The sequence below is a fragment of the Pseudomonas sp. R4-84 genome, from assembly GCF_054130985.1.
Genome location: NZ_CP096390.1, coordinates 4625945 through 4652619, shown reverse-complemented (window position 1 = coordinate 4652619; position 26675 = coordinate 4625945). Strand labels below are relative to the sequence as shown.

Genomic DNA, 26675 nt, shown 5'->3' with positions numbered 1-26675 from the left:
TAACGCTAGCCCTTGTGGGAGCGAGCAAGCTCGCTCCCACAAGGGGATGATGCACGAAATGAGGGAGACAGCATGCCAGTCGCCGTGATTCAAATGGTCAGCCAAAGCGATGTCCTCGCCAACCTGGCCCGCGCCCGTGTGCTGTTGGAACAGGCAGCGGCTGGCGGTGCGAGGCTGGCGGTGCTGCCGGAAAACTTCGCCGCCATGGGGCGGCGGGACGTTGCCGACATCGGTCGCGCCGAAGCCTTTGGTCAGGGACCGATCCTGCCTTGGTTGAAACAGGTCGCTCGCGACCTCAGGTTATGGATTGTCGCCGGCACGCTGCCATTACCGCCGGAGGGCGAGCCCGAAGCCAGGGCTCATGCCTGTTCGTTGCTGGTGGACGACCAGGGCCAGATCGTGGCGCGTTACGACAAGCTGCACCTGTTTGACGTGGACGTGGCGGACAATCGTGGGCGCTACCGCGAATCCGATGACTATGCTTATGGTCGCAACGTGGTGGTCGCCGATACTCCCGTGGGCCGGGTGGGCCTGACGGTCTGTTACGACTTGCGTTTCCCGGAGCTCTACAGCGAGTTGCGAGCGGCCGGGGCTGAGTTGATCACCGCGCCTTCGGCCTTTACAGCAGTAACCGGCGCCGCCCATTGGGACGTATTGATTCGCGCCCGAGCCATTGAGACCCAGTGCTACCTGCTGGCGGCAGCCCAAGGCGGGACGCATCCGGGGCCAAGGGAAACCTTCGGCCACGCTGCAATTATCGACCCATGGGGGCGGGTGCTGGCGCAACAGGATCAAGGCGAGGCGGTGCTGCTGGCCGAGCGCGACAGCAGCGAACAGGCGTCCATCCGGGCGCGCATGCCGGTGGCGAGCCATCGGCGCTTTTTCTCGCAGGGCGCCCGACAGCGACCTGCCCAAGACGACGAATTCAAGGCGTAAAACATATGAGCGGGTTGTTGTCCTCAGTCAGTGAACACCTTTTAGCCCCCGGTGGCGTGACCCTCGAAAGCCTGCAAGGCGTGCTGGGTGACCTGGCCGGCCCGGGCATCGATGCCGCCGACCTGTATTTCCAGGGGCAGATTTCCGAGTCCTGGTCGTTGGAAGACGGCATCGTCAAGGAAGGCAGTTTCAACCTTGACCAGGGCGTCGGCGTACGGGCCCAGTCCGGTGAAAAGACCGGTTTTGCCTACAGCAACGCCATCACCCTCGAAGCCCTCGGCGCCGCGGCCCGTGCCGCTCGTTCGATCTCGCGTGCCGGGCAAAACGGCACGGTCCAGGCGTTCAACAGCCAGGACGTGGCGCAGCTGTATGCGCCGGATAATCCGTTGGAGGTCATGAGTCGCGCCGAGAAAGTCGAGCTGCTCAAACGCATCGACGTTGCCACTCGCGCCCTCGATCCACGGATCCAGCAGGTGTCGGTGAGCATGGCGGGCGTCTGGGAGCGAATCCTGGTGGCATCCACCGATGGTGGCCTGGCGGCGGACGTCCGGCCCCTGGTGCGGTTCAATGTCAGCGTGATCGTCGAGCAGAACGGCCGGCGTGAGCGCGGCGGTCATGGCGGCGGCGGGCGCACCGACTATCGTTATTTCCTCAGCGAAGACCGCGCCATGGGCTACGCCCGCGAAGCCCTGCGCCAGGCGCTGGTCAATCTGGAAGCGATTCCGGCCCCGGCCGGCACGTTGCCGGTGGTGCTGGGCTCCGGCTGGTCCGGCGTGCTGCTGCATGAAGCGGTCGGCCACGGCCTGGAAGGCGATTTCAACCGCAAGGGCAGCTCTGCCTACAGTGGTCGCATGGGTGAAATGGTCGCCTCGAAACTCTGCACGATCGTCGACGACGGTACATTGGCCGGGCGTCGGGGCTCCCTGAGCGTCGATGACGAAGGCACCCCGACCGAGTGCACCACCTTGATCGAAAACGGCGTGCTCAAGGGCTACATGCAGGACAAGCTCAATGCTCGCCTGATGGGCGTCGCTCGCACCGGCAATGGTCGTCGCGAATCCTACGCGCACCTTCCGATGCCGCGCATGACCAATACCTACATGCTGGGAGGCCAGAGCGATCCGGCGGAAATCATCGCCTCGGTGAAAAAAGGCATCTATTGCGCCAACCTCGGCGGCGGCCAGGTGGACATCACCAGCGGCAAGTTCGTGTTTTCCACCAGCGAGGCCTACCTCATTGAAGACGGCAAGATCACCGCGCCGGTCAAGGGCGCGACCCTGATCGGCAACGGGCCGGAGGCGATGAGCAAAGTGTCGATGGTCGGTAATGACCTGTCGCTGGACAGTGGCGTGGGCACGTGTGGCAAAGACGGCCAGTCGGTGCCGGTGGGTGTCGGCCAGCCGACCTTGAAGATCGATGCGATCACCGTGGGTGGCACGGGCGCATGAAAGTCGTCGAGGGCTTGGGTGAGTCATCGTGGCGAGGGAGCTTGCTCCCGCTGGGCTACACAGCAGCCCCGATGCGGTCGCTACGCACTGGAGCGCAAGCCCGGCCGAGCGGGAGCAAGCTCCCTCGTCACTGTAACAATCACCCTTGGAGGGAAGTGAAGCGGGTGGCGATCAGCGCAGGCCGCGTTGAGTCTCGTCCAGCTCACGGATGTATTTGAAGATTTTACGGCTCGAGGCCGGCGGCTTGTTGTGCGCCAGTTCGTGCTGGGCCTGACGGATCAGGGAGCGCAGTTGCTGGCGATCGGCCTCCGGGTAGTCGATGACGAATTTTTCCAAGGTGCCGTCATCGCCAGCGATCAAGCGATCACGCCAGCGTTCCAGGTTGTGGAAGCGCTCGTTGTACTGCCGGGTGGAGGCATCGAGCTGGTCGAGCAAAACCAGGATCGCGTCAGTGTCCTGGTCGCGCATCAGTTTGCCGATGAACTGCAGGTGCCGTTTACGCGCGATATTCGCGGTGTGCTTGGGCGCATCGGCCAGGGCCCGGCGCAAGGCGTCGGTCAACGGCAGTTTGGCCAGCAAGTCAGGCTTGAGTGTTGTCAGGCGCTCGCCGAGGTCAACCAGAGCATGCAGCTCGCGTTTGACCTGGGATTTGCTTTTTTCACCCTCGTAGAGGGAGTCGTCGTAAGAATCAACCATGGTGGCAGTCCGCAAAGAAACGCCGCCATGATAACCAGTCGGGGGCCGCTTGTCCGGCCCGGTCGCTAGAAGGCCAAGGGTTTGTACGAAAAACAGCGCAGGCAGTTTGCGTGCAAACCCGATACCGAAAGCAGAATTTGAGTGGAGAACACCATGAGTGCAGTTCAGAGCGTCGGTCCGCAGGCATTGCCGGCACTGCAGGAGCAAGTCGAGCAGATTCTCGCCGAAGCCAAGCGACAAGGTGCCAGCGCCTGTGAGGTGGCGGTATCGCTGGAGCAGGGATTGTCGACTTCGGTGCGCCAACGCGAAGTGGAAACCGTTGAGTTCAATCGGGACCAGGGTTTCGGCATTACCTTGTACGTAGGCCAGCGCAAGGGATCGGCCAGCACTTCGGCCAGCGGGCCCGACGCCATTCGCGAAACGGTGGCCGCGGCGCTGGCGATCGCCAAGCACACGTCCGAGGATGACGCCTCGGGGTTGGCCGATGCCGCCCTTATGTGCAAGGAACTGAAGGATTTCGATCTGTTCCACGCCTGGGACATAACGCCCGAGCAAGCCATCGAACAGGCGCTGCGCTGTGAGGCGGCGGCATTCGATGCCGACCGCAGGATCAAGAATGCCGACGGTACGACGCTCAATACGCACCAGGGTTGCCGGGTTTATGGCAACAGCCATGGCTTTATCGGCGGTTACGCTTCGACCCGTCACAGCCTCAGTTGTGTGATGATCGCCGAGGCGGACGGGCAGATGCAGCGCGACTACTGGTATGACGTCAGTCGCCAGGGCACGTTGCTGGCGGACCCGGTGAGCATCGGCCAGAAAGCCGCACAACGGGCAGCCAGCCGCTTGGGCGCGCGGCCGGTGCCGACCTGTGAGGTGCCGGTGCTGTTTTCTGCCGAGCTGGCCGGTGGTCTGTTTGGCAGCTTCCTGTCGGCGGTGTCTGGCGGCAACTTGTACCGCAAGTCGTCGTTCCTGGAAGGCGCGCTGGGGCAGAAGCTGTTCCCGGAGTGGATGACCATTGACGAGCGTCCGCACCTGATGCAGGCCATGGGCAGCTCGGCATTCGACGGCGATGGCCTGGCCACTTACGCCAAGCCGTTCGTGGAAAACGGCGAGCTGGTGTCCTACATCCTTGGTACCTATTCGGGCCGCAAACTCGGCATGCCGAGCACCGCCAACGCTGGCGGTGTGCATAACCTTTTCGTTACCCATGGCGAAGAAGACCAGGCGGCATTGCTTCGGCGCATGGGCCGGGGGCTGTTGGTAACGGAGTTGATGGGCCATGGGCTGAACATGGTGACCGGTGATTATTCCCGTGGCGCGGCGGGTTTCTGGGTCGAGAATGGCGAGATCCAGTTCCCGGTTCAGGAAGTCACCATCGCCGGAAACATGCGTGACATGTTCAAGCAGATCGTGGCGGTGGGGAATGATTTGGAGCTGCGCAGCAACATCCGCACGGGCTCGGTGTTGATCGAGCGGATGACCGTGGCGGGTAGCTGATACTCAAGGCCACAAAAAAGGCGCGTCAATCATGGGGATGACGCGCCTTTTTTGTGTCGATTAGAGCTCATGGCAAGTCCGTTTTTGTGGCGAGGGAGCTTGTTCCGCCGCGCAGCGGCCCCAACATCTCGCGGCCGCTGCGCACTGGAGCGCCAGCCCGGCCGAGCGGGAGCAAGCTCCCTCGCGACGAAATGGCCTTGGGTCCGGAGGAGTTATTCCCCCTCGTCGAAATAGTTGTTGATCAGCGTCACCAAGGCATCCATCGCCTCCTGGGCCTGTTCGCCCTCGGTGCTCAAGTGGATCTTGGTGCCCTTGCCAGCGGCGAGCATCATCATCGCCATGATGCTTTTACCATCGACGGTACTCTCAGGCGTGCGCCCGACCCGGATCGTGGTCTCAGGAAACTGACCCGCCACACCTACGAATTTCGCCGACGCTCGGGCATGCAAACCCAGCTTGTTGATGATTTCAATTTCACGAGCAGGCATCGCGGTGTGAATCCTTTAGCTGAGGTCGCGGTGGCGAACCTGGACGTTCTTCAGGGATTGTTGCAGGAGCTGACCCAGGCGTTCGGTCAGGTAGACGGAGCGGTGATGGCCACCCGTACAGCCAATGGCGATCGTGACGTAGGCGCGGTTGCTAGCGGCAAAGCGGGGCAGCCATTTAAGCAGGTAGCTGGAAATGTCCTGGTACATCTCTTCGACATCCGGCTGGGCAGCCAAGTAGTCGATTACCGGTTGGTCCAGCCCGGACTGCTCGCGCAGTTCCGGTTTCCAATAAGGGTTGGGCAAACAGCGGACATCGAACACCAGGTCGGCATCTACCGGCATTCCGCGTTTGAAACCGAACGATTCGACGAGAAAGGCCGTACCCGGTTCTGGCTGGTTCAGCAGGCGCAACTTGAGGGTGTCGCGCAGTTGATACAGGTTCAGGTTCGTGGTGTTGAGCTTGAGGTCCGCCAGGTCCGCGATGGGCCCGAGCAGTTGGCTTTCGTCATGGATCGCTTCGGCCAGGGAGCGGCTCGCATTGCTCAGTGGATGGCGCCGGCGAGTTTCGGAGAAACGCTTGAGCAAGGTTTCTTCGTCGGCATCCAGGTAGAGCACATCGCATTGGATATGGCGGCTGCGCACTTCCTCGAGCAGTTCGGGGAAGCGCGACAAGTGGCTGGGCAGGTTACGGGCATCGACCGACACGGCGACCAGCGGTTGCGCCAGTTCGGTGTGGATCAGGGCGCGCTCGGCCAACTCCGGAAGCAGGCCTGCCGGCAAGTTGTCGATGCAGTAGTAGCCGCTGTCCTCGAGCACATTGAGGGCGGTACTTTTACCGGAGCCGGAGCGGCCACTGACGATGATCATGCGCATGTTTAATGACCGTTCTGCTCGTCCAGGACAACCTGATACAAAGCGTCGTTACTCGTTGCGCTGCGCAGTCTTTCGCGCACTTCCTTGCGGTCCAGCATGCTGGCGATCTGGCGCAGCAGCTCAAGGTGCGCATCGGTCGCCGCTTCCGGAACCAGCAATACGAACAGCAGGTCGACCGGGGCGCCGTCGATGGCGTCAAAATCTATGGGCGCTTCAAGGTGCAGTAGCGCGCTGATGGGCGACGTACAGCCTTTGAGGCGGCAATGTGGAATGGCGATGCCGTTGCCAAAACCGGTGGAGCCTAGTTTTTCACGGGCGATAAGGGCCTCGAAGACGTCCTGCATTTCCAGATCCGGCACTTCGCGGTGGATCAGGTTGGCAATTTGTTCGAGGGCTTTCTTCTTACTGCCACCCGGCGCGTTCACCTGGGAACGGCCGGGGGTCAGGATGGTTTCTAGTCGGATCATGGATTGGGGGGGTTAACGACCGGTTGCGCCCTGGAGGAGGCTCTGGGTCTTTTCCTTATGCTTTTTGAGTTGGCGATCCAGCTTGTCGGTCAGCAGGTCAATCGCGGCATACATGTCATCATGCTCCGCATTGGCAACCACTTCTCCGCCGGGAATATGCAGTGTGGCTTCGATCTTCTGCTTCAGCTTTTCGACGTTCAGAATGACTTGCACGTTGGTGATTTTGTCGAAATGCCTCTCCAATCGGTCGAGTTTTTCGCCGATGTAGGTGCGCAGGGGTTCGGTCACTTCCAGTTGGTGTCCACTGATGTTGACTTGCATACAGCTTCTCCTTCGTTGCCAGTGCATAAAGCGGCAGGCTGGGTGCCTGCCACTGGAACGCTGTGGCGTGGCCTGTTACATCAACCGCTTGCGTTCGCTCGAAGGTGCGATCCCCAGGGATTCGCGGTATTTGGCGACGGTACGGCGGGCCACCTGAATGCCTTGTGCCTCCAGTAAACCAGCGATCTTGCTGTCACTCAACGGCTTTTTCTGATTTTCCGCAGCGACCAGTTTTTTGATGATCGCGCGGATGGCCGTGGACGAGCATTCGCCGCCTTCGGAGGTGCTGACGTGGCTGGAGAAAAAGTATTTCAATTCATAGATGCCCCGAGGGGTATGCATGAATTTCTGGGTGGTCACCCGTGAAATCGTCGATTCGTGCATGCCCACCGCCTCGGCAATGTCATGCAGGACCAACGGCTTCATCGCTTCGTCGCCATATTCCAGGAAGCCGCGCTGATGCTCGACGATCTGGGTGGCGACTTTCATCAGGGTTTCGTTGCGGCTCTGCAGGCTCTTGATGAACCAGCGCGCTTCCTGCAACTGGTTGCGCATGAAGGTGTTGTCGGCGCTGGTGTCGGCGCGTTTGACGAAACCTGCGTACTGGGCGTTGACGCGCAGCTTGGGCATCGACTCCTGGTTGAGCTCCACCAGCCAGCGATCGTTGTGCTTGCGCACGATTACGTCGGGGACGACGTATTCGGGCTCGGTGGATTCGATCTGTGAGCCAGGACGCGGGTTGAGGCTTTGCACCAGCTCGATGACCTGGCGCAGTTCATCTTCCTTGAGCTTCATGCGACGCATCAGTTGGCTGTAGTCGCGTCCGCCCAAAAGGTCGATGTAATCGGTCACCAGGCGCTTGGCTTCGGCCAGCCACGGGGTTTTGGCGGGCAATTGGCGCAGCTGCAGCAACAGGCATTCGCCCAGGTTGCGAGCACCGATGCCGGCGGGTTCGAACTGCTGGATGCGATGCAAGACGGCTTCGATCTCGTCCAGCTCGATGTCGAGCTCGGGGTCGAAGGCTTCGAGAATTTCTTCCAGCGTCTCGTCCAGGTAACCCTGGTTGTTGATGCAATCGATCAGGGTCACGGCGATCAGGCGATCGGTATCGGACATCGGCGCCAGGTTCAATTGCCAGAGCAGATGACTCTGCAAGCTCTCGCCGGCGGACGTGCGGGTAGTGAAATCCCATTCGTCGTCATCGCCGCTCGGCAGGCTGCTGGCGCTGGTCTGATAGACGTCTTCCCAAGCCGTGTCCACGGGCAGGTCGTTGGGAATGCGCTCGTTCCATTCGCCATCCTCAAGGTTGTCCACCGTGGGGGCGGCTTCCTGTTGGTAGGTTGGTTCCTGGATTTCCGGGGTGGTTTTCTGCTCGACATTGTCGGCCAGTGGATCGGTGTTGTCGAAGTCGTCGCCCTCTTCCTGGCGTTCGAGCATCGGATTGGATTCCAGGGCCTCTTGGATTTCCTGTTGCAGGTCCAGGGTCGACAATTGAAGCAGGCGGATGGCCTGTTGCAGCTGCGGTGTCATCGTCAGCTGCTGGCCCATTCTCAAGACTAGCGATGGTTTCATGGCAGGGGCTTAACACCTTATTTGCCGGCGCACATGCGCCATCCACTACAGGGCGCCGGAGCGCCAAACTTAAGCAAATTATATGCCTGAAACTGAAGTGTTTGCCTAGGGGGCGTCTTCAATTAATTGAGAGTGCCCCACGGGTCGTCATCGGACATTCGGCGCCACCCAGGCCTTCGCCTGAGGCTTCGTGGCTTAAAGGCGGAACTCGTGGCCCAGATACACTTCCTTGACCAGCTCGTTGGCCAGGATGGTGGCCGAGTCGCCCTCGGCGATCAACTGGCCGTCGTTGACGATATAGGCGGTCTCGCAGATGTCCAGTGTCTCGCGCACGTTGTGGTCGGTGATCAGCACGCCGATCCCCTTGGCCTTGAGATGATGGATGATCTGCTTGATGTCGCCCACCGAAATCGGGTCTACGCCGGCGAAGGGTTCGTCGAGCAGAATGAATTTCGGCGCGGTAGCCAGGGCGCGGGCAATTTCCACGCGACGACGTTCGCCGCCGGACAGGCTCATGCCCAGGTTGTCGCGAATGTGGCTGATATGGAATTCCTGCAGCAGGCTCTCCAATTCCTGGCGGCGGCCGGCCTTGTCGAGCTCCTTGCGGGTCTCGAGGATGGCCATGATGTTGTCGGCCACCGACAGTTTGCGGAAGATCGACGCTTCTTGCGGCAGATAACCGATACCGGCTTTCGCCCGGCCGTGCATCGGCTGGTGGCTGACATCCAGGTCGTCGATCAGTACGCGGCCCTGGTCGGCCTGAACCAGCCCGACGATCATGTAGAAACAGGTTGTCTTGCCCGCGCCGTTGGGGCCGAGCAAGCCAACGATCTGGCCGCTGTCGATGGACAGGCTGACATCGCGCACAACCTGGCGGCTCTTGTAGCTCTTGGCCAGGTGCTGGGCTTTCAGAGTTGCCATTACTGCGCCTTCTGCTCGTCGGTTTTCTTTTTCGGCTGGATCACCATGTCGATCCGCGGACGCTGTTCGGTCACCTTGCTGCCAGTGGCACGGCCGGCGCTGGCCAGCTTCTTGACCGTGTCGTAGACGATCTTCTCGCCTTGGGTCACGTTGTTGTCCTTGTCGACGACCTTGGCGCGGTCGATCAATACAACGCGGTCCTGGGCGGCGTGATACTGGATGGTGACCCCGTAACCCTGCACAGGCTTGGTGTCGCCTGCGGTCTGCAACTGTTCGAAGTACGCCAGGTTGCCCACGGATGTCACTACGTCGATGTCGCCGGACTGGGTCCGGGTGATGGTGACGGTATTGCCGGTCACCTTCATCGAGCCCTGGGTAATGATCACGTCACCCTTATAGGTGGCGACACCGTTCTTGTCGTCCAGTTGCGCGTCGTCGGCCTGGATGCGGATAGGCTGGTCGCGGTCGTTGGGAAGGGCCCAGGCGCTCGCGCTTCCCAGTGCAGCGCCCAGACTGAGCAAAATAGGGAGGGTTTTAGCGAGCTTCATACTGTCCTCTTACTTTCGATAGCAGGTGTATCCTGCTTTCCTTCAAATACGCCTTCATTCCCACGCCGGTCGACACGCCGCCAGCGCCGTCGATTCTAACGGGTTGCTCGGTCTGCGCATATTCTCGCTGCGGGAAGACCGTCATGCGACTGCTGGTGATGATGGTCGTACGGTTCTTTTCATCGGTCCGGGCGATGCGCACCGAGTCGATCAGTTCGACTTCGGTGCCGCCGGGATTGACCTCGGCCCGTTCGCTCTGCACGTGCCATGGAAATTCGGTACCCCGGAACATGTTCAGGTCCGGTTTGGTCACCAGCGTGACGTCGCTGGCCTTTACATGATCGACCTTGTCGGCCGTCATCTCGTACTGCACCTTTCCGTCCGGCAGGTATTGCAGGGTATGCGTATTGGTCGCATACCAGTCGATGTCATTTTCCTCGACCTTGGCCGCGGGTTGGTCAAGGAAGCGTTCCGGGCTGATGTTCCAATAGCCCACCGCAGCGAAAATCGCGGCGATGCAGCTGAATACCAGAATGGTGCGAATCTTCTTGCTTAGCATAAATGGCTCACAAGTATGCGGCGTTGGCCGCTTCGAGGTGGCCCTGGGCACGCAGGATCAGTTCACAGAATTCACGGGCTGCACCTTCGCCGCCCCTTGCCGTGGTGACGCCATGGGCGTGCTCGCGCACGAACGCCGCTGCGTTGGCCACTGCCATGCCCAGGCCGACCCGACGGATGACCGGCAGGTCCGGCAGATCGTCGCCCAGGTAGGCGACCTGTTCATAGCTTAGATTGAGTTGGCCAAGGAGCTCGTCCAGAACCACCAGTTTGTCTTCGCGGCCCTGGTAAAGGTGGGGGATGCCCAGGTTCTTCGCCCGCCGTTCGACCACCGGGGTCTTGCGGCCGCTGATAATGGCCGTTTGCACGCCCGAGGCCATCAGCATCTTGATGCCTTGGCCGTCGAGTGTGTTGAAGGTCTTGAATTCGCTGCCGTCTTCGAGGAAATAAAGGCGGCCGTCGGTGAGTACACCGTCGACGTCGAATACGGCGAGCTTGATGGTCTTGCCCCGTTGCAGCAGGTCGGTCGTCATTACATTACTCCAGCACGCAGCAGGTCGGACAGGTTGAAGGCGCCGATCGGGCGGTCTTCGTCATCCACTACCACCAGTGCGTTTATCCTGTGGTCTTCCATGATTTTAAGGGCTTCGGCAGCCAGCATGTCGGCGCGGGCGGTCTTGCCGTGCAGCGTCATGACTTCGTCGATGGTTGCGTTGCGAATGTCGATCGCGCGGTCGAGGGTGCGGCGCAGGTCGCCGTCTGTGAAAATCCCGGCGAGCTTGCCGTCGGCTTCGAGGATCACGGTCATTCCCAGGCCCTTGCGGGTCATTTCCATCAGCGCATCTTTGAGCAGCGTGCCGCGTTGCACCTGCGGCAGCTCTTCTCCGGCGTGCATCACGTTTTCGACTTTCAGCAGCAGGCGACGGCCCAGCGCGCCACCGGGATGGGAAAAGGCGAAATCCTCCGCCGTGAAGCCCCGGGCTTCCAGCAGGGCCACGGCCAGGGCATCGCCCATGACCAGTGCCGCGGTGGTGGAGGAGGTCGGGGCCAGGTTCAGCGGGCAGGCTTCGTGCTCGACATGGACATTGAGGTTCACCTCGGCGGCCTTGGCCAACGGGGAGTCCGGGTTGCCGGTGATGCTGATCATCTGGATGCCCAGGCGCTTGATCAGCGGCAGCAACGTGAGGATTTCATTGGTCGAGCCGGAGTTGGACAGGGCCAGGATGACGTCGTCCCGGGTAATCATGCCCATGTCGCCGTGGCTGGCTTCGGCCGGGTGGACAAAAAATGCCGTCGTGCCCGTGCTCGCCAGCGTGGCGGCGATCTTGTTGCCGATGTGGCCGGACTTACCCATGCCGACCACGACCACGCGGCCCTTGCTGGCCAGAATCATCTCGCAGGCACGTACGAAATCAGCGTCGATGTGGGCCAGTAAGCCTTGTACGGCTTCGAGCTCGAGGCGGATGGTACGTTGTGCCGATTGAATCAGGTCGCTGGATTGGCTCATGTCAGATCGTATAGCCCGATGAAAAGGCGGCGATTATAGCGGTAATGAACGATTCCCTCACGTTAGTTCGTCACGCTTTGTTCGAACGGTTGCAAGGCTGGACATAAAATGTGGTGTTTTACCTTAAGCCAGGCTTAACGGGCGGGGGGTTGGCCTTGGGCGCCTGACGCTTGCAGTGATATAGTTCGCCGCCGGTTCGTGTGCCCGGCGGTACCGGCATTTGTCGGCTGGCCTGGGCATTCGGATATGAGGCTGCATCGCAAGGAGTTTAGATGAGTGCCGACAACGCCTACGCGGTCGAGCTGAAGGGACTGTCCTTCAAGCGAGGGACGCGCAGCATTTTCAATGACATCGATATTCGCATCCCGCGCGGCAAGGTGACCGGCATCATGGGGCCTTCCGGGTGCGGAAAGACCACGCTGCTGCGGCTGATGGGGGCACAACTGCGCCCTAGCGCCGGCGAAGTCTGGGTCAATGGCCAGAACCTTCCAAAGTTGTCGCGCAGCGATCTGTTCGATGCGCGCAAGCATATGGGGGTGCTGTTCCAGAGCGGCGCGCTGTTTACCGACCTCGATGTGTTCGAGAACGTGGCGTTTCCCCTGCGGGTCCATACCGAACTGCCGGACGAAATGATCCGCGACATCGTTTTGCTCAAGCTGCAGGCCGTCGGGCTGCGCGGGGCTCTGGATTTGATGCCGGATGAACTGTCCGGTGGCATGAAGCGTCGCGTGGCGTTGGCGCGGGCCATCGCCCTCGATCCAAAAATCCTCATGTACGACGAGCCCTTTGTTGGCCAGGACCCCATTGCCATGGGCGTGCTCGTGCGGTTGATCCGCCTGCTCAATGACGCCCTGGGCATCACCAGCATCGTGGTGTCCCACGACCTGGCCGAAACCGCGAGCATCGCCGACTACATCTATGTCGTTGGCGATGGCCAGGTGCTGGGGCAGGGTACTCCCAAGGAATTGAAGGATTCGGACAACCCACGCATTCGCCAATTCATGAAAGGTGACCCGGACGGTCCGGTGGCGTTTCATTTTCCGGCCACGGATTACCGTACCGATCTGCTGGGGAAGCGCTGATGCGCAAGAAATCATTAATAGAAAGAATTCGCCTGTTCGGCCGTTCCGGCATCGACGTGCTGGCCGTGCTGGGGCGTTCCACGCTGTTCCTGATGCACGCACTGCTCGGACGCAATTCGACCGGAGGCGGTTTTGGCCTGCTGGTCAAGCAATTGCATTCGGTGGGGGTGATGTCCCTGGTGATCATCGTCGTCTCGGGCATCTTCATTGGCATGGTACTGGCGCTCCAGGGCTTCAGCATCCTGTCCAGTTATGGATCGGAGCAAGCGGTCGGGCAAATGGTCGCGCTGACCTTGTTGCGCGAGCTCGGGCCCGTGGTGACGGCGCTGCTGTTCGCTGGGCGTGCCGGGTCGGCGTTGACCGCTGAAATCGGCAACATGAAGTCCACCGAGCAGTTGTCCAGCCTGGAAATGATTGGTGTCGATCCGCTCAAGTACATCATTGCCCCGCGCCTGTGGGCCGGCTTCATCTCGCTGCCGGTGCTGGCGATGATCTTCAGTGTCGTGGGAATCTGGGGAGGCTCCTGGGTGGCCGTCGATTGGCTGGGGGTCTATGAAGGTTCCTACTGGTCCAACATGCAGAACAGCGTCGACTTTCTCGACGATGTGCTCAACGGTGTGATCAAGAGTGCCGTATTCGCTTTCGTGGTCACCTGGATCGCCGTGTTCCAAGGTTATGACTGTGAGCCCACGTCAGAGGGGATCAGCCGTGCCACAACCAAGACCGTGGTCTATGCCTCGTTGGCCGTCCTGGGCCTTGACTTTATTCTGACCGCCTTGATGTTTGGAGATTTCTGATGCAAAACCGCACCCTGGAAATCGGTGTCGGCCTTTTCTTGCTGGCTGGCATCCTGGCTTTGCTGCTGCTGGCCCTGCGAGTCAGTGGACTGGCGCCGACCGCGAGCACCGATACTTATAAACTTTATGCTTATTTTGACAATATCGCCGGTTTGACGGTCAGAGCCAAGGTAACCATGGCCGGTGTCACCATCGGCAAGGTCACGGCAATCGATCTGGACCGCGACAGTTTCACCGGTCGGGTGACGCTGCAACTGGAAAAGCGGGTGGATAACCTGCCGACTGACTCCACTGCATCGATTCTCACGGCTGGGCTGTTGGGCGAGAAATACATCGGTATCAGCGTGGGTGGGGAAGATGCCTTGCTCAAGGACGGTGGGACCATCCACGATACACAGTCGTCCCTGGTGCTCGAGGACCTGATCGGTAAATTCCTGCTCAATACCGTGAACAAAGACGCCAAATGAGGAGCTATTGAATGATCTCTATCCTGCGACGCAGCCTGCTGGTCTTGCTGGCGGCCCTGCCGCTGATGGGCAATGCCGTGGCGGCGCCTTCGGCGCACGACATCATCAAGACCACCACGGATCAACTTCTGGCGGATCTCTCTGCCAATAAGGAAAAGTACAAGCAGGACCCGGGTGCGTTCTATGAATCCCTGAACCGTATCGTCGGGCCGGTCGTAGATGCCGATGGCATTTCCAAGAGCATCATGACCGTCAAATACTCGCGCAAGGCTACGCCCGAGCAGATGACCCGCTTCCAGGAAAACTTCAAGCGCAGCCTGTTCCAGTTCTATGGCAACGCCTTGCTCGAGTACAACAACCAGGGCATCACGGTCGATCCGGCCAAGGATGAGTCAGGTGATCGCACCAGCGTCGGCATGACGGTCAAGGGCAATAACGGCGCCGTATATCCGGTGTCCTACACGCTCGAGAAAATCAGCGGCGAGTGGAAAGTACGCAACGTGATCATCAACGGCATCAACATCGGCAAGTTGTTCCGCGATCAATTCGCCGATGCGATGCAGCGCAACGGCAACGACCTGAACAAGACCATCGACGGTTGGGCGGGTGAAGTCGCCAAGGCGAAGGAAGTTGCCGAAGATGCCCAAGAGAAGCAGCAACAATGAATGCGTCGGTGAGTGAGTCGGCCGTTCGCCTGGGCGAGTCTGGCGAGTTGCTGCTCAGTGGCGTGCTGGATTACCGCACCGGCCCGGGTTTGCGCAAGCAGGGCCAGGCGTTGATCCAATCCGCCAAGGCCGCCGAGTTGGTCATTGACTGCTCGGCGGTGGAGAAGTCCAGCAGCGTCGGCCTGTCCCTCTTGCTGTGCTTCATGCGCGACGCCAAGGCCGCCGGCAAGACGTGGAGCATCCGTGGGATGCCTGAGGACATGCGCGAAATAGCCCAGGTCAGCGAATTGACCGAGCTGTTGGAGCACCCCTGATTCACAACTTCGTAAAAGCCCCCCGTCAGAGTCCTGCTTCGCGGGGTTCGCAGGCGCGGGGCTTTTTTGTATGATGTGCGACCCGTGCGCACAGGGCGCCGATTGAGGTTGAGCATGCAGGCTGTAGAAGTGAAGAGCTTCCTTGAAGGAAAGCTGCCTGGTACGCAGGTGGAAGTTGAAGGCGAAGGCTGCAATTTCCAGCTGAACGTGATCAGCGATGAACTGGCGGCGTTGAGCCCGGTGAAGCGTCAGCAGAGCATCTATGCCCATTTGAACCCATGGATCGCCGATGGCAGCATCCACGCGGTCACTATGAAATTTTTCAGCCGCGCGGCCTGGGCCGAGCGCACCTGAGCCCAAGGGCGTCGAGATTCTTATGGATAAATTGATTATTACCGGCGGCGTTCGCCTCGATGGCGAAATCCGTATTTCCGGAGCAAAGAACTCCGCGCTGCCGATCCTGGCCGCGACGCTGCTGTGCGATGGCCCTGTGACCGTGGCCAACCTGCCGCACCTGCACGACATCACCACGATGATCGAGCTGTTCGGCCGCATGGGCATCGAACCTGTGATCGACGAGAAACTCGCCGTCGAAATCGACCCACGTACCATCAAGACCCTGGTCGCGCCGTACGAGCTGGTCAAGACCATGCGTGCCTCGATCCTGGTGCTCGGCCCGATGGTCGCCCGTTTCGGTGAGGCCGAAGTGGCGTTGCCTGGCGGTTGCGCCATCGGTTCGCGTCCGGTGGACCTGCACATCCGTGGCCTGGAGGCCATGGGCGCGGTGATCGATGTCGAGGGCGGCTACATCAAGGCCAAGGCCCCTGAAGGGGGCCTGCGTGGCGCGCATTTCTTCTTCGATACCGTCAGCGTGACCGGGACCGAGAACATCATGATGGCCGCCGCATTGGCCAAGGGCCGCAGCGTGCTGCAAAACGCCGCTCGCGAGCCCGAGGTGGTGGACCTGGCGAACTTCCTGATCGCCATGGGCGCCAAGATCAGCGGCGCTGGCACCGACACCATCACCATCGATGGCGTCGAGCGCCTGCACTCGGCCACTTACAAAGTGATGCCGGACCGTATTGAAACGGGCACATACCTGGTTGCCGCCGCCGTCACCGGTGGCCGTGTCAAGGTCAAGGACACCGATCCGACCATCCTTGAAGCTGTGCTGGAAAAACTCAAGGAAGCTGGCGCCGAAGTCACCTGCGGCGAAGACTGGATCGAAGTGAACATGCACGGCAAGCGGCCGAAAGCCGTCAACGTGCGGACCGCTCCATACCCAGCGTTCCCGACCGACATGCAGGCGCAGTTCATCTCCCTCAACGCCATTGCCGAAGGCACGGGCGCGGTGATCGAGACGATCTTCGAAAACCGCTTCATGCACGTCTATGAGCTGCACCGCATGGGCGCCAAGATCCAGGTCGAAGGCAACACCGCCATCGTCACCGGCGCCGAGAAACTCAAGGGCGCGCCGGTCATGGCAACCGACCTGCGGGCCTCGGCCAGCCTGGTGATCTCGGCCCTGATCGCCGAGGGCGATACCCTGATCGACCGCATCTACCACATCGACCGTGGCTACGAGTGCATCGAAGAGAAACTGCAGATGCTCGGCGCCAAGATCCGTCGCGTGCCGGGCTAGTTCCGGCTGCATGGCACAAGGATGTGCCAGGATTTCGTTTCAAAATCGAGGGTGGTTGCGCCCTCGATGTATGTCCGGCGCCGCTTGCGACCGGGCATGAGTACCTTGATAAGGACTGACGTTTCCCATGTTGACCATCGCACTGTCCAAGGGCCGCATCCTTGACGACACCCTGCCGCTTCTGGCTGAAGCGGGCATTGTGCCGACCGAGAATCCGGACAAGAGCCGCAAGCTGATCATCCCCACGACCCAGGCCGACGTGCGCTTGTTGATCGTGCGCGCCACCGATGTGCCGACGTACGTGGAGCATGGCGCCGCCGACCTGGGCGTTGCCGGCAAGGACGTGCTGATGGAATACGGCGGCCAGGGTTTGTACGAGCCGCTGGACCTGCGCATCGCTCGCTGCAAGCTGATGACCGCTGGCAAGGTCGGCGCGCCCGAGCCCAAAGGGCGCCTGCGGGTCGCGACCAAGTTCGTCAACGTTGCCAAGCGCTACTACGCCGAACAAGGCCGCCAGGTCGACATCATCAAACTCTACGGCTCGATGGAGCTGGCGCCGTTGATCGGCCTGGCGGACAAGATCATCGACGTGGTCGACACGGGCAACACCCTGCGCGCCAACGGCCTGGAACCCCAGGATTTCATCGCCGACATCACCTCCCGGCTGATCGTCAACAAGGCTTCGATGAAAATGCAGCACGCCCGTATCCAGGCTTTGATCGATACCCTGCGCAAGGCAGTGGAATCGCGACACCGCGGCTGATTCACCTGCGCGACCTTGAGTCGCGCCCGTCTATCCGCGTCATAGCCAATTTTCTCAGGTGCCCCCGCGAATGGACTGGTAGCTTAGGGCGCCTGAGCATTTGCCATTAATGAGGCCCTCGCTATGACCGCTCCCACCTCCATTCGCCGACTCAACGCTGCCGACCCGGATTTCGCACATCATCTGGATCATCTGCTGAGCTGGGAGAGTGTGTCCGACGACTCGGTCAACCAGCGGGTGCTGGACATCATCAAGGCCGTGCGCGAGCGTGGCGACGATGCCTTGGTGGAATTCACACAGAAGTTCGACGGCCTGCAAGTGGCGTCGATGGCCGACCTGATCCTGCCGCGCGAGCGTCTGGAACTGGCCTTGACCCGAATCACCGTGGCCCAGCGCGAAGCCTTGGAAAAAGCCGCGTCCCGGGTACGCAGTTATCACGAGCGGCAGAAACAGGATTCGTGGAGCTACACCGAGGCCGACGGCACGGTGCTGGGCCAGAAGGTCACGCCGCTGGACCGCGCCGGCTTGTACGTGCCGGGTGGCAAAGCGTCCTATCCGTCCTCGGTGCTGATGAACGCGATCCCGGCCAAGGTCGCCGGCGTGACTGAAGTGGTCATGGTTGTCCCGACCCCGCGCGGCGAAATCAACGAACTGGTGCTGGCTGCCGCCTGCATTGCCGGCGTGGACCGGGTGTTCACCATCGGCGGTGCCCAGGCCGTGGCCGCGTTGGCCTATGGCACGCAAAGCGTGCCGCGGGTCGACAAGGTAGTCGGTCCGGGCAACATCTATGTCGCCACTGCCAAGCGCCACGTGTTTGGTCAGGTCGGCATCGACATGATTGCTGGCCCTTCGGAAATCCTCGTGGTGTGCGACGGTCAGACCGATCCGGACTGGATCGCCATGGACCTGTTTTCCCAGGCCGAGCATGACGAAGATGCCCAGGCCATCCTGGTCAGCCCGGACGCCGAATTTCTCGACAAAGTGGCCGCCAGCATCGACAAGTTGCTGCCGACCATGGACCGCGCCGAGATCATCAACACCTCCATCAATGGCCGAGGTGCCCTGATCAAGGTCGATGACATGGAACAGGCCATCGAAGTCGCCAACCGCATCGCGCCGGAGCACTTGGAACTGTCGGTTGCCGATCCCCAGGCTTGGCTGCCGAAGATCCGCCATGCCGGCGCGATCTTCATGGGCCGTCACACCTCCGAGGCGCTGGGCGACTATTGCGCCGGACCGAACCATGTACTGCCGACCTCCGGCACCGCGCGCTTCTCGTCGCCGCTGGGGGTTTATGACTTCCAGAAACGCTCCTCGATCATTTTCTGCTCGGAGCAGGGCGCGTCCGAACTGGGCAAGACCGCGTCGGTGCTGGCCCGTGGCGAATCGCTGAGCGCCCACGCCCGCAGCGCCGAATACCGCATCAAAGACGAACGGAAGGGGAACTGAAATGAGTAGATTCTGGAGCCCGTTCGTCAAGGACCTGGTGCCGTATGTGCCAGGCGAACAGCCGAAGCTGACCCGCCTGGTCAAGCTCAACACCAACGAGAATCCCTATGGCCCATCGCCCAAGGCCCTCGCGGCGATGCAGACCGAACTCAATGACAACCTGCGCCTGTATCCGGACCCCAATAGCGATTTGCTGAAAAGCGCCGTCGCCCGGTATTACGGTGTGCAAACCAACCAAGTGTTCCTGGGTAACGGTTCGGACGAGGTGCTGGCGCACATCTTCCACGGTCTGCTTCAGCACAACCAACCGGTGTTGTTCCCGGACATCAGCTACAGCTTCTACCCGGTCTATTGCGGGCTGTACGGCATCGAGTTCGACGCGGTGCCGCTGGATGAACAGTTCCGGATCGACCCGACGGATTACGCCAAGCCGAACGGCGGGATCATCTTCCCCAACCCGAACGCGCCGACCGGCTGCCTGCTGGCGCTTGACGCGGTCGAGCAGATCCTCAAGGGCAGCCCGGATTCGGTGGTGGTCGTCGACGAGGCTTACATCGACTTTGGTGGCGAAACGGCCATCAGCCTGGTGGATCGGTATCCGAACCTGCTGGTTACGCAGACGCTGTCCAAGTCTCGCTCGTTGGCGGGATTGCGAGTGGGCCTGGCGGTGGGGCATCCGGATCTGATCGAAGCGTTGGAGCGGATCAAGAACAGCTTCAACTCCTATCCGTTGGATCGTCTGGCAAATGTCGGTGGCGCGGCGGCGTTCGACGATCGCGAGTATTTCGACCGAACCTGCCGGTTGGTGATCGAGCACCGCGAGTGGGTGGTGGCCAAACTGGAGGCCAGGGGCTTTGAAGTGCTGCCATCGGCGGCCAACTTCATTTTCGCTCGTCACCCCCGGTACGACGCAGCGGGGTTGGCGGCGAAACTGCGTGAGCAGGGCGTGATCGTGCGGCACTTCAAGCAGGAGCGCATCGCGCAGTTCCTGCGGATCAGCATCGGTACGCCGGAGCAGAACCAGGCGCTGATCGACGGCCTAGGCGAGCTCTAAAGCCCTGCATGGATCCTGTGGGAGCGGGCTTGCTCGCGAAGGCTGTGTGTCAGTTAACGCCTGGATGACTGACCCAACGCCATCGCGAGCAAGCTCGCTCCCACATTGATTTCAGGGCGTCCTAACGATCAGCGACACTGAAATCCTTTGTGGGAGCGAGCTTGCTCGCGATAGTGGCCAGATCAGCTCCCACAATTTCAGCGCTTACTCGTGATGCGGCTCACCAAGGAACGTCAGCGACGTAAACACGCCGCGCGTCGCGACATCCTTATTGTCCTTGAGCGGGATTTCCATCTGCGCGGCAATGACATTCAACCCTTCATTACGTACCGGTACCTTGGCCCGTCCCTCGGCGTCGGTTTGCGTGGTGACAGTACCTGGCGCGCTGCGATAGTCGCCTACCAGTTTCACGCCAGCGGCAGGTTTGCCATCGATCAGCACTCGCACCGGCAAAGGCTGGCCGGGGCCGACGGTCAGTGGGTCGACTTCCGGTACGATGACGAACTTGATCTGATCCAGTTTCGGCAGCTTCGCTCCCGGCTCATAGATCGCCAGGCTGTACTTGAAGGTCTGGGTCGATTCGATCGCCCCGGGGACCTTGCTGCGGCCTTCGTTGATCCACTTCTTGTCGGCGGTCTGTGACCACATGCCGTTGTCCAGGGCGACGGCCAGCACGGCCGGCGGCTTGAGGGGTTGCAGGCGAGCGTGGTCCGGCAGGCGCTCCACGGTGACGGGGATCATGTTGCCGCCCAGGTCGTAGGCCCAGGCGCCACTGATTTTCTTCGCCTTGAAGGCGTTGTCCTCGGCGCCGTGACCGTAGATCACTTCGATGTTGCCGCGTCGCTGTTCTGTCCACAGGCCATGGGCCGAAGCCTGGGTGGCCAGGAGCAGGCCGAGCAGGGTGAAGGTCTTGGGGTATTTCATGCTGACTTCCTTATAGATCGAGGGTGAGGCTGACAGTGAAGTTGCGTGGATCACCGGGCGTGACCCAGTAATTGCTGTAGGAGCGTTCGTAGTATTTTTCGTCGAAAATATTGTTCAGGTTCAGGCCCCGAGGTCGAACATCCCCCGTACTTCAAGTTGAGTAATGCTGTCGTGCCAATTGTTGTCTCGCTCACGGTAACGACGGTTCACCGTGTGGCCGTCGGCATTCAACGGGCGCGCTTCGGAAGCGAATCCCCAGAGTTCCCCCTGCTTGTAATGGCTGGCCAGGTGCACATTGATGGCGTCCAGTTCCAGGGGCTGGATTTCTTCGGCAAAAGCCGGATCGCCGAGCAACCCCAGGGTGAGGCTGGCAACGGAAATCCGTTTCAGAGATGACATGTTATGTTGTTCCAATTGTTAGCATTGAAACAATATAACACTACTAATGAGAATTTATGCTATCTGTAATTTCAGGTGTGGTTGTGGTCGCTGGATATCGAGAAGATGTGGCGAGGGGATAAATCCCCTCGCCAAGTAATCTCGCCAAAGTGGCGTGCTTACTGTTCTTCTTTAAGCACCACCGGCGCGGGTGGCGGGCGCAGGCCAATCTCAGCCGTGAGCTTGAGTTCCTTGCCGTTGCGCATGACCTGAATCGTGACCTTGTCGGTGGGTTTGATCCGCGCCACCTGGTTCATCGAGCGCCGGCCATCGCCGGCCGGTTCGCCGTCGATGCTCAGGATGACATCACCCAGTTGCAGGCCTGCCTTCTGCGCCGGACCGTCGCGGAAGATGCCCGCCACCACGATGCCGGGTCGCCCGGACAAGCCGAACGACTCCGCCAGTTCCTGGGTCAGCGGTTGGACCTCGATGCCCAGCCAGCCACGAATCACCTGGCCGTGTTCGATGATGGACTTCATTACCTCCATGGCCAGCTTCACCGGAATGGCAAAACCGATGCCCTGGCTGCCACCGGATTTGGAAAAGATCGCCGTGTTGATCCCGGTGAGATTGCCGTTGGCATCCACCAGGGCGCCACCGGAGTTGCCAGGGTTGATGGCAGCGTCGGTCTGGATGAAGTCTTCGTAGTTGTTCAGGCCCAGTTGGTTTCGGCCGGTGGCGCTGATGATGCCCATGGTCACGGTCTGGCCAACGCCGAACGGGTTGCCGATTGCCAGGGTCACGTCGCCGATGCGGATGCTGTCGGAACGGCCGATGGTGATCGCGGGGAGGTTCTTCAGATCGATCTTCAGTACCGCGAGGTCGGTTTCCGGATCGCTGCCGATCACCCGGGCCAGGGTTTCACGGCCGTCCTTGAGTGCTACCACGATCTGGTCGGCACCGCTGGTGACGTGGTTGTTGGTCAGGATATAACCTTCCGGGCTCATGATCACACCCGAGCCCAGGCTCGACTCCATGCGCTTCTGCTTGGGCGAGTTGTCGCCGAAAAAACGCCGGAATTGCGGGTCTTCAAAAAGCGGGTGGTTGGGCTTGTTGATGACTTTGGTGGTGTACAGGTTCACCACCGCCGGCGCCGCCAGGGTGACCGCGTCGGCATAGGACACCGGCCCCTGCTGCGGCGCCTTGGCTTGGGGCGCTTGTTGCAGGTTGACGTCGAGGCTTGGCAGCCCGACCCATTCCGGGTAGCGCTGGATAATCAATAAAGCGACAAGCACGCCGGCCAACAGCGGCCAGCCGGAAAAACGCAGCGCCTTGAACATTAAGCACGTCCTACAAAGGTTGCAGGCGGGATGGGACCGCCCATAATGTCGCGCATTATACGAGGCCGCGCGCGCCTCTGGACGGGATATTTAGGAGTCTTTTCATGGCCGTCGCCCTGAACACCCTGGTAGAAGAAGCGGACCGTTACCTGGCAAGCAGCCGGATCGCCGATTATTGCCCCAACGGCTTGCAGGTCGAAGGCGCCCCGCAGGTGATGCGTATCGTCAGCGGCGTGACGGCCAGCCAGGCGTTGCTCGATGCTGCCGTGGAGGCCGAGGCCGACCTGGTCCTGGTGCATCACGGCTATTTCTGGAAGGGCGAGAATCCCTGCATCACCGGGATGAAGCAGCGGCGCCTGAGAACCTTGCTCAAGCACGATATCAGCCTGCTGGCCTATCACTTGCCCCTGGACTTGCATGCCGAAGTCGGCAACAACGTACAACTTGCCCGGCAATTGGACATCACCGTCGAAGGGCCGCTGGATCCGGATAATCCAAAGATCGTCGGCCTCGTGGGTTCTCTGTCCGAACCGATGACGCCTCGGGATTTCGCCCGCAAGGTCCAGGAAGTCATGGGCCGCGAGCCGTTGCTGATAGAAGGGGAGCAGATGATCCGCCGAGTCGGCTGGTGTACCGGTGGCGGCCAGGGTTACATCGACCAGGCGGTACTGGCCGGCGTCGATCTGTACCTCAGTGGCGAGGCGTCCGAGCAGACCTTCCACAGCGCGCGAGAAAACGGCATCAGCTTCATCGCCGCCGGGCATCATGCGACCGAGCGCTACGGCGTCCAGGCGCTGGGCGACTACCTGGCGCGGCGTTTTGCGCTGGAACACATCTTCATCGACTGCCCGAATCCGATCTGACTGCCTATAAACGCTGTGGGCGCTTATCCCTGTGGGAGCGAGCTTGCTCGCCCCCACAGAAAAGCAAATGCGAGGCCCGAACCACCGGGCATATCCATATGCTGTTTCGATCTAGTTGGCGCCCTGATTAGAAGAGGTCGCTGTGCTAGGATTCCCCGCTCGAACACGGCCCGCTGGCCGTTCATAAGAAAGCTTTCGTGAGTAGCCATGGTCGACAAACTGACGCATCTGAAACAGCTGGAGGCGGAAAGCATCCACATCATCCGCGAGGTGGCCGCCGAGTTCGATAACCCGGTGATGCTGTACTCCATCGGTAAAGACTCCGCCGTGATGCTGCACCTGGCACGCAAGGCGTTCTTCCCCGGCAAGCTGCCGTTTCCGGTGATGCACGTCGACACCCGGTGGAAATTCCAGGAAATGTACAAGTTCCGCGACCGCATGGTCGAAGAGCTCGGCTTGGACCTGATCACCCATATCAACCCGGACGGCGTGGCGCAGAACATCAACCCGTTTACCCACGGCAGCGCCAAGCACACCGACATCATGAAGACCGAGGGCCTGAAACAGGCGCTCGACAAGCATGGTTTCGACGCAGCCTTCGGTGGCGCCCGTCGTGATGAAGAGAAGTCCCGCGCCAAGGAGCGCGTCTACTCGTTCCGCGACAGCAAGCACCGCTGGGACCCGAAGAACCAGCGCCCGGAGCTGTGGAACGTCTACAACGGCAAGGTCAACAAAGGCGAGTCGATCCGCGTCTTCCCATTGTCGAACTGGACCGAGCTGGACATCTGGCAGTACATCTACCTCGAAGGCATCCCGATCGTGCCGCTGTACTTCGCCGCCGAGCGTGAAGTGATCGAGAAGAACGGCACGCTGATCATGATCGATGACGAGCGCATCCTCGAGCACCTGTCCGACGAAGACAAAGCCCGAATCGTCAAGAAGAAAGTACGTTTCCGTACCCTTGGCTGCTACCCGTTGACGGGCGCGGTAGAGTCCGAGGCCGAGAGCCTGACGGACATCATCCAGGAAATGCTCCTGACGCGAACTTCCGAGCGCCAGGGCCGGGTCATCGACCACGATGGCGCAGGCTCGATGGAAGATAAAAAACGTCAGGGTTATTTCTAAGGGGTTGTCATGTCGCACGCATCTGATTTGATCAGCGAGGACATCCTCGCCTACCTGGGCCAGCACGAGCGTAAAGAGCTGCTGCGCTTTTTGACCTGCGGTAACGTCGATGACGGCAAGAGCACCCTGATCGGGCGCCTGCTGCACGACTCCAAGATGATCTATGAAGATCACCTGGAAGCCATTACCCGTGACTCGAAGAAAGTCGGCACCACCGGTGACGATATCGACCTGGCGTTGCTGGTCGATGGTCTGCAGGCCGAGCGCGAGCAAGGCATCACCATTGATGTCGCCTACCGCTATTTCTCCACCGCCAAGCGCAAATTCATCATCGCCGACACCCCCGGCCATGAGCAGTACACCCGCAACATGGCCACCGGTGCTTCCACCTGTGACCTGGCGATCATCCTGGTAGATGCCCGCTACGGCGTGCAGACCCAGACCCGTCGCCACAGCTTCATCGCCTCGTTGCTAGGCATCAAGCACATCGTCGTGGCCATCAACAAGATGGACCTCAAGGACTTCGACCAGGGCGTGTTCGAGTCGATCAAGGCCGACTACCTCAAGTTCGCCGAAGGCTTGAAGATGAAGCCCACCAGCATGCACTTCGTGCCGATGTCGGCCCTCAAGGGCGACAACGTGGTGAACAAGTCCGAGCGCTCGCCGTGGTACACCGGCCAGTCGCTGATGGAAATCCTCGAGACCGTGGAAGTGGCGGGCGATCGCAACTTCACCGACCTGCGTTTCCCGGTGCAGTACGTCAACCGTCCGAACCTGAACTTCCGCGGTTTCGCCGGCACCCTCGCCAGCGGCATCGTGCACAAGGGCGACGAAGTGGTGGTGCTGCCTTCCGGCAAGAGCAGCCGCGTGAAATCCATCGTCACCTTCGAAGGCGAGCTGGAGCACGCCGGCCCGGGTCAGGCTGTCACGCTGACCATGGAAGACGAGATTGATATCTCCCGTGGCGACCTGCTGGTGCATGCCGACAACGTCCCGCCGGTCACCGACAGCTTCGAAGCGATGCTGGTGTGGATGGCCGAGGAGCCGATGCTCCCGGGCAAGAAATACGACATCAAGCGCGCCACGAGCTACGTGCCCGGTTCGATTGCCAGCATCGTCAACAAAGTCGATGTGAACACCCTCGAGGAAGGTCCGGCCAGCGCGTTGCAACTCAACGAAATCGGCAAGGTGAAGATCGCCCTCGATGCGCCGATCGCCTTGGACGGTTACGAGAGCAACCGCACCACTGGCGCGTTCATCGTCATCGACCGTTTGACCAACGGCACCGTGGGCGCGGGCATGATCGTGGCCCAGCCGCTGGCCCACGGCAGCAGCACGCACCACGGCAAACTGGCCCATGTGTCGGTGGAAGAACGTACCCAGCGCTTCGGCCAGCAGCCGGCCACGGTGCTGTTCAGCGGCCTGTCGGGCGCGGGCAAGAGCACGTTGGCCTATGCGGTGGAGCGCAAGCTGTTCGACATGGGCCGTGCGGTGTTTGTACTCGATGGCCAGAACCTGCGCCACGACCTGAACAAGGGGCTGCCGCAAGACCGTGCCGGACGTACCGAGAACTGGCGTCGTGCGGCTCACGTCGCCCGTCAGTTCAACGAAGCCGGCCTGCTGACCCTGGCTGCGTTCGTCGCGCCGAGTGCCGAAGGCCGTGAACAGGCCAAGGACTTGATCGGCCGCGAGCGCCTGGTGACCGTCTACGTCCAGGCCTCGCCAACGGTATGTGCCCAGCGTGATCCACAAGGGCTGTACGCGGCTGCCGGCGATAACATTCCGGGCGAGTCGTTCCCATACGACGTGCCGCTGGATGCCGACCTGGTGATCGACACCCAGTCGTTGACGTTGGAAGAAAGCGTCAAGCAAGTGCTGGATCTGCTGCGCAAGCGTGGCGCGATCTAAGGGAAACAGCTGCAAGCGGCAAGTAAAAGCCCGCCGATGAGTGATCATCGGCGGGCTTTTTTGTTGTCT

General features: G+C 60.8%; 30 protein-coding genes. 16 read left to right on the top strand and 14 right to left on the bottom strand.

The annotated features are described in order from the left end of the window. The first annotated feature begins 72 nt into the window (after window positions 1-72). Window positions 73-936 carry a carbon-nitrogen hydrolase family protein gene (locus M1D68_RS21270; protein ID WP_457968231.1) on the top strand — a complete coding sequence of 288 codons (864 nt, stop codon included), beginning with the start codon at window positions 73-75 and terminating at the stop codon, window positions 934-936. 5 nt (window positions 937-941) lie between these two features. Beyond that, window positions 942-2384 (top strand): metalloprotease TldD, encoded by a 1443-nt coding sequence (tldD, locus tag M1D68_RS21265; RefSeq protein WP_457968229.1) that lies wholly within the window; start codon window positions 942-944, stop codon window positions 2382-2384. A 171-nt stretch (window positions 2385-2555) separates the two neighbouring features. On the opposite strand, the gene yjgA is transcribed toward tldD, so the two are convergent. Continuing rightward, entirely contained in the window at window positions 2556-3080 is a 525-nt protein-coding gene (gene yjgA, locus M1D68_RS21260) for a ribosome biogenesis factor YjgA (protein WP_420765523.1), read from the bottom strand. A gap of 153 nt (window positions 3081-3233) precedes the next feature. On the opposite strand from yjgA, the gene pmbA reads away from it, so the two are divergent. Continuing rightward, window positions 3234-4580, top strand: coding sequence for a metalloprotease PmbA (gene pmbA / locus M1D68_RS21255; RefSeq protein WP_420765522.1), 1347 nt, complete (start codon window positions 3234-3236; stop codon window positions 4578-4580). A gap of 212 nt (window positions 4581-4792) precedes the next feature. On the opposite strand, the gene M1D68_RS21250 is transcribed toward pmbA, so the two are convergent. The 10 genes from M1D68_RS21250 to M1D68_RS21205 form a co-directional block, all read right to left on the bottom strand. After that, a complete protein-coding gene (locus M1D68_RS21250; RefSeq protein ID WP_434560639.1) occupies window positions 4793-5068 on the bottom strand; it encodes an HPr family phosphocarrier protein in 276 nt (91 codons plus the stop codon). Window positions 5069-5083: 15 nt separating this feature from the next. Continuing rightward, window positions 5084-5941: an RNase adapter RapZ gene (rapZ, locus tag M1D68_RS21245; RefSeq protein ID WP_420765520.1), complete on the bottom strand. Its 858-nt coding sequence runs from the start codon at window positions 5939-5941 to the stop codon at window positions 5084-5086. 2 nt (window positions 5942-5943) lie between these two features. Further along, the gene (gene ptsN / locus M1D68_RS21240) at window positions 5944-6408 is read right to left on the bottom strand and encodes a PTS IIA-like nitrogen regulatory protein PtsN (RefSeq protein ID WP_420765519.1); all 465 of its coding nucleotides are present in this window, start codon (window positions 6406-6408) and stop codon (window positions 5944-5946) included. 12 nt (window positions 6409-6420) lie between these two features. Continuing rightward, on the bottom strand, window positions 6421-6729 hold the full coding sequence (hpf, locus tag M1D68_RS21235; RefSeq protein ID WP_090281780.1) for a ribosome hibernation-promoting factor, HPF/YfiA family: 309 nt from the start codon (window positions 6727-6729) through the stop codon (window positions 6421-6423). Window positions 6730-6804: 75 nt separating this feature from the next. Then, a complete protein-coding gene (locus M1D68_RS21230) occupies window positions 6805-8301 on the bottom strand; it encodes an RNA polymerase factor sigma-54 (RefSeq protein WP_434560635.1) in 1497 nt (498 codons plus the stop codon). A gap of 195 nt (window positions 8302-8496) precedes the next feature. Next, a complete protein-coding gene (lptB, locus tag M1D68_RS21225; protein WP_047228667.1) occupies window positions 8497-9222 on the bottom strand; it encodes an LPS export ABC transporter ATP-binding protein in 726 nt (241 codons plus the stop codon). Next, entirely contained in the window at window positions 9222-9770 is a 549-nt protein-coding gene (lptA, locus tag M1D68_RS21220) for a lipopolysaccharide transport periplasmic protein LptA (protein WP_420765517.1), read from the bottom strand. Before lptA ends, lptB begins: the two co-directional genes overlap by 1 nt. After that, on the bottom strand, window positions 9757-10329 hold the full coding sequence (gene lptC, locus M1D68_RS21215; protein ID WP_420765516.1) for an LPS export ABC transporter periplasmic protein LptC: 573 nt from the start codon (window positions 10327-10329) through the stop codon (window positions 9757-9759). The genes lptA and lptC overlap by 14 nt, the downstream gene beginning before the upstream one ends. Window positions 10330-10336: 7 nt before the next feature. Next, window positions 10337-10861 carry a KdsC family phosphatase gene (locus M1D68_RS21210; RefSeq protein WP_039592232.1) on the bottom strand — a complete coding sequence of 175 codons (525 nt, stop codon included), beginning with the start codon at window positions 10859-10861 and terminating at the stop codon, window positions 10337-10339. Continuing rightward, a complete protein-coding gene (locus tag M1D68_RS21205) occupies window positions 10861-11835 on the bottom strand; it encodes a KpsF/GutQ family sugar-phosphate isomerase (RefSeq protein WP_420765515.1) in 975 nt (324 codons plus the stop codon). Before M1D68_RS21205 ends, M1D68_RS21210 begins: the two co-directional genes overlap by 1 nt. Window positions 11836-12107: 272 nt before the next feature. Here M1D68_RS21205 and M1D68_RS21200 point away from each other — a divergent pair, with 272 nt between their 5' ends. The 10 genes from M1D68_RS21200 to hisC all read left to right on the top strand — a co-directional run bounded on the left by M1D68_RS21200 (window position 12108) and on the right by hisC (window position 20068). After that, a complete protein-coding gene (locus M1D68_RS21200) occupies window positions 12108-12917 on the top strand; it encodes an ATP-binding cassette domain-containing protein (protein ID WP_420765514.1) in 810 nt (269 codons plus the stop codon). Further along, window positions 12917-13714: a lipid asymmetry maintenance ABC transporter permease subunit MlaE gene (mlaE, locus tag M1D68_RS21195; protein WP_420765513.1), complete on the top strand. Its 798-nt coding sequence runs from the start codon at window positions 12917-12919 to the stop codon at window positions 13712-13714. The genes M1D68_RS21200 and mlaE overlap by 1 nt, the downstream gene beginning before the upstream one ends. Beyond that, window positions 13714-14181 (top strand): outer membrane lipid asymmetry maintenance protein MlaD, encoded by a 468-nt coding sequence (mlaD, locus tag M1D68_RS21190; RefSeq protein WP_420765512.1) that lies wholly within the window; start codon window positions 13714-13716, stop codon window positions 14179-14181. The genes mlaE and mlaD overlap by 1 nt, the downstream gene beginning before the upstream one ends. 11 nt (window positions 14182-14192) lie before the next feature. Then, window positions 14193-14846, top strand: coding sequence for an MlaC/ttg2D family ABC transporter substrate-binding protein (locus tag M1D68_RS21185; protein WP_420765511.1), 654 nt, complete (start codon window positions 14193-14195; stop codon window positions 14844-14846). A gap of 8 nt (window positions 14847-14854) precedes the next feature. Then, window positions 14855-15160 (top strand): STAS domain-containing protein, encoded by a 306-nt coding sequence (locus M1D68_RS21180; RefSeq protein ID WP_434560631.1) that lies wholly within the window; start codon window positions 14855-14857, stop codon window positions 15158-15160. 114 nt (window positions 15161-15274) lie between these two features. Further along, complete coding sequence (locus tag M1D68_RS21175; protein ID WP_003221710.1) at window positions 15275-15514, top strand: BolA family protein; 240 nt, start codon at window positions 15275-15277, stop codon at window positions 15512-15514. A 22-nt stretch (window positions 15515-15536) separates the two neighbouring features. Continuing rightward, the gene (murA, locus tag M1D68_RS21170) at window positions 15537-16802 is read left to right on the top strand and encodes a UDP-N-acetylglucosamine 1-carboxyvinyltransferase (RefSeq protein ID WP_144922830.1); all 1266 of its coding nucleotides are present in this window, start codon (window positions 15537-15539) and stop codon (window positions 16800-16802) included. A gap of 127 nt (window positions 16803-16929) precedes the next feature. Then, complete coding sequence (gene hisG / locus M1D68_RS21165) at window positions 16930-17565, top strand: ATP phosphoribosyltransferase (protein WP_047699553.1); 636 nt, start codon at window positions 16930-16932, stop codon at window positions 17563-17565. Window positions 17566-17688: 123 nt separating this feature from the next. Further along, the gene (gene hisD, locus M1D68_RS21160) at window positions 17689-19014 is read left to right on the top strand and encodes a histidinol dehydrogenase (RefSeq protein ID WP_457968222.1); all 1326 of its coding nucleotides are present in this window, start codon (window positions 17689-17691) and stop codon (window positions 19012-19014) included. Window position 19015: 1 nt separating this feature from the next. Further along, window positions 19016-20068 carry a histidinol-phosphate transaminase gene (gene hisC / locus M1D68_RS21155; protein ID WP_420765509.1) on the top strand — a complete coding sequence of 351 codons (1053 nt, stop codon included), beginning with the start codon at window positions 19016-19018 and terminating at the stop codon, window positions 20066-20068. 204 nt (window positions 20069-20272) lie between these two features. On the opposite strand, the gene M1D68_RS21150 is transcribed toward hisC, so the two are convergent. From M1D68_RS21150 to algW, 3 genes are all read right to left on the bottom strand, one after another. Beyond that, on the bottom strand, window positions 20273-20992 hold the full coding sequence (locus M1D68_RS21150) for a DUF4198 domain-containing protein (RefSeq protein WP_420765508.1): 720 nt from the start codon (window positions 20990-20992) through the stop codon (window positions 20273-20275). Between the two features lie 120 nt (window positions 20993-21112). Then, window positions 21113-21391: a hypothetical protein gene (locus tag M1D68_RS21145; protein ID WP_457970805.1), complete on the bottom strand. Its 279-nt coding sequence runs from the start codon at window positions 21389-21391 to the stop codon at window positions 21113-21115. Window positions 21392-21549: 158 nt separating this feature from the next. Continuing rightward, window positions 21550-22710: a Do family serine endopeptidase AlgW gene (algW, locus tag M1D68_RS21140; protein WP_420765507.1), complete on the bottom strand. Its 1161-nt coding sequence runs from the start codon at window positions 22708-22710 to the stop codon at window positions 21550-21552. 104 nt (window positions 22711-22814) lie between these two features. Between algW and M1D68_RS21135 the strand changes: the two genes are divergently transcribed. The 3 genes from M1D68_RS21135 to cysN all read left to right on the top strand — a co-directional run bounded on the left by M1D68_RS21135 (window position 22815) and on the right by cysN (window position 26606). After that, a complete protein-coding gene (locus tag M1D68_RS21135; protein WP_434560621.1) occupies window positions 22815-23573 on the top strand; it encodes a Nif3-like dinuclear metal center hexameric protein in 759 nt (252 codons plus the stop codon). Window positions 23574-23780: 207 nt separating this feature from the next. Then, on the top strand, window positions 23781-24698 hold the full coding sequence (gene cysD, locus M1D68_RS21130; protein WP_030139871.1) for a sulfate adenylyltransferase subunit CysD: 918 nt from the start codon (window positions 23781-23783) through the stop codon (window positions 24696-24698). A 9-nt stretch (window positions 24699-24707) separates the two neighbouring features. Further along, complete coding sequence (gene cysN / locus M1D68_RS21125) at window positions 24708-26606, top strand: sulfate adenylyltransferase subunit CysN (RefSeq protein ID WP_420765505.1); 1899 nt, start codon at window positions 24708-24710, stop codon at window positions 26604-26606. The last annotated feature ends 69 nt before the right edge of the window (window positions 26607-26675 follow it).